The sequence below is a fragment of the Bacillus sp. GMs2/2 genome (assembly GCF_050172095.1).
Classification (GTDB): domain Bacteria; phylum Bacillota; class Bacilli; order Bacillales; family Bacillaceae_G; genus Bacillus_A; species Bacillus_A cereus.
On the sequence record NZ_JBNLYE010000251.1, the window covers coordinates 1 to 6,113 of the forward strand.

Genomic DNA, 6,113 nt, shown 5'->3' on the forward strand with positions numbered 1-6,113 from the left:
CACTTTCCTCTTACTTTCATGTTCATGCTCACGTTCAAATTGATTGTCTACCCCCTTCATATCCAATTCATTCTGAATAAGCCCTCTAAACGCCTTAAATTGCTCTTTAAAGACTTTTTTCGTATTTTGGTATAAAACCCTTATATTCGTCTGTAAATCTCTTATATGAGCCTTTAAATAGTGTATATCACCCTTTAACGAACTGATTTCAAGCGTAGCTGACACGAATTCCTTTTTTAACTCTTCATTTTCTTTCGTTTTTTGATAAACTTCCTCACGAAGATTTGTATTTTCTTGAACGAGATCTGTTGTCTGCAAACGCTCATAATCTTTTTTTACAGTGACAGCTGCACTTACCAAATCTTCCAGATAGGTAACTTGTTTTGGTGTATAAACATAATTCCCTGTTTCTTTTTCAATAATTTCTGGTTTCCCAATAAATTTGGGCTTTACTTCCGTCTTAACTTCTTTCTTTTTGCTTCTTAGATTCATTTTCTTTTCAGGAACATGCTCACTGACTTTTACAAGTTCATCTTTCTTTTTAGCTACTTCTCCTTCTAACCATCGAATTTCTCTTTCTAAATCCTTTTTTTCTTTGTACTCATTCACATCTTTATACTCATTTGTACCAACTAATTTCCGTTCAATACCACGCTCTTTTAATGCTTTTTCTAACAACTGCACTTCTTTTTCTCGCCAATCATCAAAAGGACGCGTTTTATCTAGTGTTGCATCTTGTTGCGTAATAGCCCGATCAAACGATACTTGCTTTTCCAGTCCTCGCTTATAGCCACTTGCCACAGGCACAAAATTTAAGTGCATATGAGGACTTGCCTCATCATTGTGAATCACCGCATTATACACTTTCAAATTAGGATTTCTTTTTTCAAAATCCTTGAACCACTCCAATAAAATTTCATTCGCTTTTTCATAATCAGCACGATAATTAAAATCTTTCATGTCACCAACTTGGACAATCATTTCTTGCTGAAGTGAAGTTTTTTTACTAGATTGAATGTGTTTGTAATAATTATCAATTTTTCGATCATTTCGTTTTTGTTTGGCATTATAGTTCTCCAACACTTCTCCAAATTCTTCTTGATACAATTCCTTTATATCTTTTTGAACAAGATATTTATTTCCATCAGACTTTGAATAATCTATATGCGAATTCCGCTCTTTTTCCTTCTCGTTCATCACCCTATTGTTGTGTTTAATATTGGTTTTATTCGTTGCTTTTTTGAGAGAAACCGACATGCTCATCCCCACTCAACTCCTTACTACCACTATACCAGAAGCTTTGTTACTTTCGCAAAGTAACCTTTTCTGTATTGCGACACTTCACTCCGTTACGCATACACAATGAAAAGGCTCTGCGAGGCTCTTTGGCTTCGCCAAGTTACGCCACAGCGCAACAAAGACCTTGGGGTTTCGCCCCCAAACGCCGACCAAGGGATGCCCCTTGGATCGCAATACAAACATCCACCCACCAACCTCCCAATCCTGGGAGGCTCCCTCGCCGGTAGGCGTTCCCCAAACAAAATGTTTGGAGAAACTGCCAAGAGGGTGGACTATCCGACGCACGTGTCCACTCCTTATCCTCCCGCCCCTTTCGGGTTCGGTCCGGTACCGTTGACACTTATCTCTACATCCTTCTCTACTCTAGTAATCGTTTTGCGACCGCAATCAATCGCATATTAAACTCTCTATCTAGCGTGATAAAATCTTTCTTTCCTTGTGTCCGTTCAAGCAATTCTTGTAACACCAATTTATCCTCTTCTTCTACACTGTCCTTTTCAACAATTATGGGAATCTCTTTAGGAGGTCTAATCCGAACACCTAATGCCGTCATTCTGACATAGTTAGAAACGCTTGTACTATTCATTTTAGCTAACACCTCTAAACGTCCTTTTTCTTCTTCAGAAACATATAATTTAATTTGTTCTTTCACCATTTTTAAAATCTCCTTAAGGTATATTTTCATCCCTTTAAAGCCCCCTTTTCTATTTTAAATATATAGTCCTTTTTTCACCCTTTTGAATACCCTGAAAATATACAAAAAGAGAGCCAACTGTAAAAGTTAACTCTCTTCTATTTTTGGTTCATGATTTGCAAAGCACGATTTACATTCACTTTCCCATTTCCATATTCAAGTGGATTCCCTAAAGGAGTTGCTGATTTCTTTAGTAACTCTCTCATTTTTTTGTTAGACATCATTTTATCGTTTTCTAATAACAAAGATGCTACACCCACTACATGAGCCGCTGCCATTGAAGTTCCACTATCTAGCCTGTAATCACCGTTATTCCATGTACTCCAGATATCAACGCCTAGCGCCATTAATTCTAACTGTTCCCCTTTACTAGATAAGAACCCACGTTGATTTTTATTATCCAACGCTCCAACCGCAATTACAGAATCAAATTTAGCTGGATAGGTAATTGAATTCCCTTCTTTATATCCTTCATTCCCTGCGGATGCAACAAGTAAGATCCCTTTCTCATACGCCTTATTCATAGCTTCCTCAAAAAATATAGATTCCTTTTTTCCGCCTAGACTCATTAAGATAATATTTGCCTTATGCTCAATCGCCCAATCTATTCCCTTTACAACCGTACTGTATTTTCCATTGGCATATTTATCTAACACTTTTACTGCATATAAATCCGTATCAGGTGCAATCCCTGTCATGCCAATATTATTTTTTTGCGCCCCAATAATGCCTGCTAAATGTGTTCCATGCCCATTATCATCATCAAAATCTAAAACATTCTCAACAAATGAAATCCCATCTTTTATCTTTACATCTGGATGCTCTCTATCAATCCCAGTATCTAAAATCGCAACAGAAGTTCCTTTTCCCGTTAAGGGAGAAACTCCTTTGTCTTTCGTATGTAACACATTAGACATCCCATTATGTAAAGAATCTTCTGTTCCATTTGCTTTTACATATCCATCTGGTTCAACTTCCACAATTTCCTCATACTGTTTCAAATTATCCGTTGGATCATAAGAAAATTCCGCTTTTACAATGGGTAAATGGGAATACGTTTCTTTTACTTTTCCATCTTGTTTTTCAATCAAACTCTTGTCAATATTATCTTGAAACATAATTAAATAATCATCTTTCTTTGATAACTCACTCGCAAAAGACGTTACACTTCCACCACATATACCAAGTAACAATACACCTATTATAGCTAACTTCTTCATCCCCTCATTCTCCCCGTTACACAAAAAAATAAGGCGCTTTTCGCACCTTATTTTTTTTTATATTGTTCTAATAAAAACTCACAAACGCTATCTGATTCTTTTTGCTTATTAATTGCCATTAATAAATATTTTGGTTCTATTGGAATATTCATTGCTTTTAAATACCCTTCATATTCCTCGATAGTTGGCTTTACATTACAATCATAAATCACTTGTAAATCAATAGAATCAAAAAACTCTTTTTCAAAAACAAACATACTTTCATTAGATAATCTTTTGTCAAATAAAGAAATAATGTTCAAAATTACTTTTTCATCATTCTTGTCTAAATCATAATTAATAATTTGATGATAAAAAACAAATTTATCAGGATTTTCATGTAAAAGCATAGTTAACATTAACTCTTTATGATATTTTAGCTTAAAAATTTCCTGTTCAATATTCATATTAAACACCTACAATTCATTAATTATAAAATAAGACCAGTAATTGCACTTGCAATGACCCTAGCTGAACCACCAGGAATTCCACATTCAAAAATCATAAAATCAATTAAATTTTGTTCAATATGACTTTCAAAACGATCTAATGCATTGGCAATACTTTTCGCATGTTTATTCAAATATTTTGCTTCCTTAGTTCCAGCACCCAACCATTTCGTAAGTGTCTGTAACGCATCTCCACCATTTTTCAACCCCCAAACAACAGCTGATTTTTTCCACCCTTGAGCTGATACATCACCATCTTCATCTAAAGAAACAGTTTGATTTACATTTTCAACTTTATAATTTGTTTGTGGGAAATTTACCACATTATTTTTTACAGGAGTTTCTGTTTCAGCTGCAAAAGAAGATAAAGGCGCAACTGTTAAAAGTGCTGCAAATGCCATTGTTGCTGGAATGATTTTTTTGAATTTAAATTTAATATTTATATTTAACATGTATAATTCCTCCGAAGATAATTTTTTAACAAAGCTAATTATGGCATATCCAAAAACCACTTTTTCTAAGTATGCAAAATTGCATATATTTTTTATTATAAAAAAGAGCATCCATCTCTTGCAAAATGGATGCTACCTCATTATCAATCTTTTACTTCCATTTCTTCTTGCAAACTACCGTTATATTGCAACTTTTCCTCTTCTGTTAACTCCACACAATCCTGATGAAACCTCAACAAATTAGGATTCCATTTTGCAATAATTTTATAAAAATACTCGCTTTCATCTTTACTCTTATACTTGTCCAATTCACCATTTTCATACTTCTTCACATACTCTTTACACAACCCACCATAAACAATTAATTGACGTCCCTTTAATCCTTGATAAAACACATTAAACACATCTTGATTACTTGCCATTTCATAATCTTTTGCCGAATATTTCGCAACCTCCGCAACCGCATTCCCTTCTCGAATTAACTCCACTTTTTGAATATGTACTTGTGTTATCTCTATTAGATCCGTCGCTTCTCTCCACATCGATAACCATTCTTTTTGTGAAATATAAGATTTGGCATCTGTAAAATAAGATTTGTTCACACAAAGCAAAACATGAAAATGCGGATTGTAATCATCACGCTCTTTGTTATACGTCATTTCTAATTTGCGTATATACCCTTTGATAGATTTCTTCACTTTTGCTCTATCAAATAATTTCTTAAAAGCTTTATTAAATCTATCAATCTCACTTTTTACTAATTCATCTTTAATATTTGGAGTCGTCAATGTAAGAAACAAAAACTTCTTCTTTTCCTCAATCTTTATTGCCTCCATCATCGTCGCAATCTTCATCGCATCCTTACAAGCCTTTCTCCAGGCACAAATCGGACAAAATCGATTTTTACAAGGATTTGATGCAACTAATTTATGTTTTTCTTTATCACGAGTTGAAATAAATTGATTGAACGTACTACAATCCTTAAACAATTCACGCCCACCTTCACTCAATTTACCCTTAATAAATTCATAGATTTTTAAATTCCGCTTTTTCTTCGGTTGATACTTTCCAACAATTTCACCTTGATTTTTATTTGTCATATTTGATATATTAGTCCCAGTTGAATAATAAAAAAGGGTACACCAAACCCTTTAAAAAAGAGACTTGCTCCTTCCATGCGATTTTGTTGTTTTTATCTAGTCAATAAAAATGATAAATCACTATGCTGGGTTATGCAAGTCTTTTTTTCGTTTGAAGCCTACAACCACAAGGCCTAAAAGCATACAAGGGCACCGATTTCGTCACCGAAATAGTTACCCTTGTATCAAGATAGAAAATTTAGCCCAAAAAACCGGCTAAATTTTGCTCTTAAAAAACGACCAAAAACCGGTCGAAAAAACCTCAAAAAAAACAGAGCTTTTTAACCCCACTTTTTAGTCGCTTTTTCTAAACCCGAATTCCACATCAAAATCACACACACATTTCAAATTCAAAAAACATACTCACTACCCCACTTTTTGATTCACTTACACTCATATCTAATCTACCTTAAAATGCACCTTTCATTTTAAGGTGCCTAACGACCGATTTAAGAGGTTTTATAAAGTCTATGTCTTTTTGTACTAGATTACTTTTAAATCATCCCATTTGAGTTTGTAGACACCTTAAAATAAACGTTAGGATGTCTCGTCACTTAGAAACTATTTTCTGCATTTTTTCAAACGATGTGATAGAATGTCTTTTGTGCCGTAACTTGCTACTCACTCGTTATGGCACAAAAGACAAAAGGTGATCGTTCAAGTCGATTCTTTTTCTGAAAGTGTTCGATTGTTTTTGATTAAGAAGGCAAATCATCCACATCGTCACAACAAGCATAAAACACCTGATATCGACATGTAACAACATGTCGATATCAGGTGTTTGCTTTTTAACGTTCCATGTCATACCCACGACTTCTACT

At 34.3% G+C, this 6,113-nt stretch carries 7 protein-coding genes; all 7 read right to left on the reverse strand.

Going from position 1 to position 6,113, the window contains the following annotated elements; translation table 11 throughout:
• On the reverse strand, positions 1–1,263 hold a 1,263-nt coding region (locus ACQGS6_RS21465), incomplete at its 3' end, for a plasmid recombination protein (protein ID WP_426965557.1).
• 394 nt (positions 1,264–1,657) lie between these two features.
• Positions 1,658–1,984, reverse strand: a complete 327-nt coding sequence (locus ACQGS6_RS21470; protein WP_426965558.1) for a plasmid mobilization protein — start codon at positions 1,982–1,984, stop codon at positions 1,658–1,660.
• Positions 1,985–2,091: 107 nt separating this feature from the next.
• The gene (locus tag ACQGS6_RS21475; RefSeq protein WP_426965559.1) at positions 2,092–3,213 is read right to left on the reverse strand and encodes a S8 family peptidase; all 1,122 of its coding nucleotides are present in this window, start codon (positions 3,211–3,213) and stop codon (positions 2,092–2,094) included.
• Between the two features lie 47 nt (positions 3,214–3,260).
• Positions 3,261–3,659, reverse strand: coding sequence for a DUF1878 family protein (locus ACQGS6_RS21480; RefSeq protein ID WP_426965560.1), 399 nt, complete (start codon positions 3,657–3,659; stop codon positions 3,261–3,263).
• A 23-nt stretch (positions 3,660–3,682) separates the two neighbouring features.
• Positions 3,683–4,153, reverse strand: a complete 471-nt coding sequence (locus ACQGS6_RS21485; RefSeq protein ID WP_426965561.1) for a hypothetical protein — start codon at positions 4,151–4,153, stop codon at positions 3,683–3,685.
• Positions 4,154–4,296: 143 nt separating this feature from the next.
• Complete coding sequence (locus ACQGS6_RS21490; RefSeq protein WP_426965563.1) at positions 4,297–5,253, reverse strand: protein rep; 957 nt, start codon at positions 5,251–5,253, stop codon at positions 4,297–4,299.
• A gap of 667 nt (positions 5,254–5,920) precedes the next feature.
• On the reverse strand, positions 5,921–6,113 hold a 193-nt coding region (locus ACQGS6_RS21495), incomplete at its 5' end, for a hypothetical protein (RefSeq protein ID WP_426965564.1).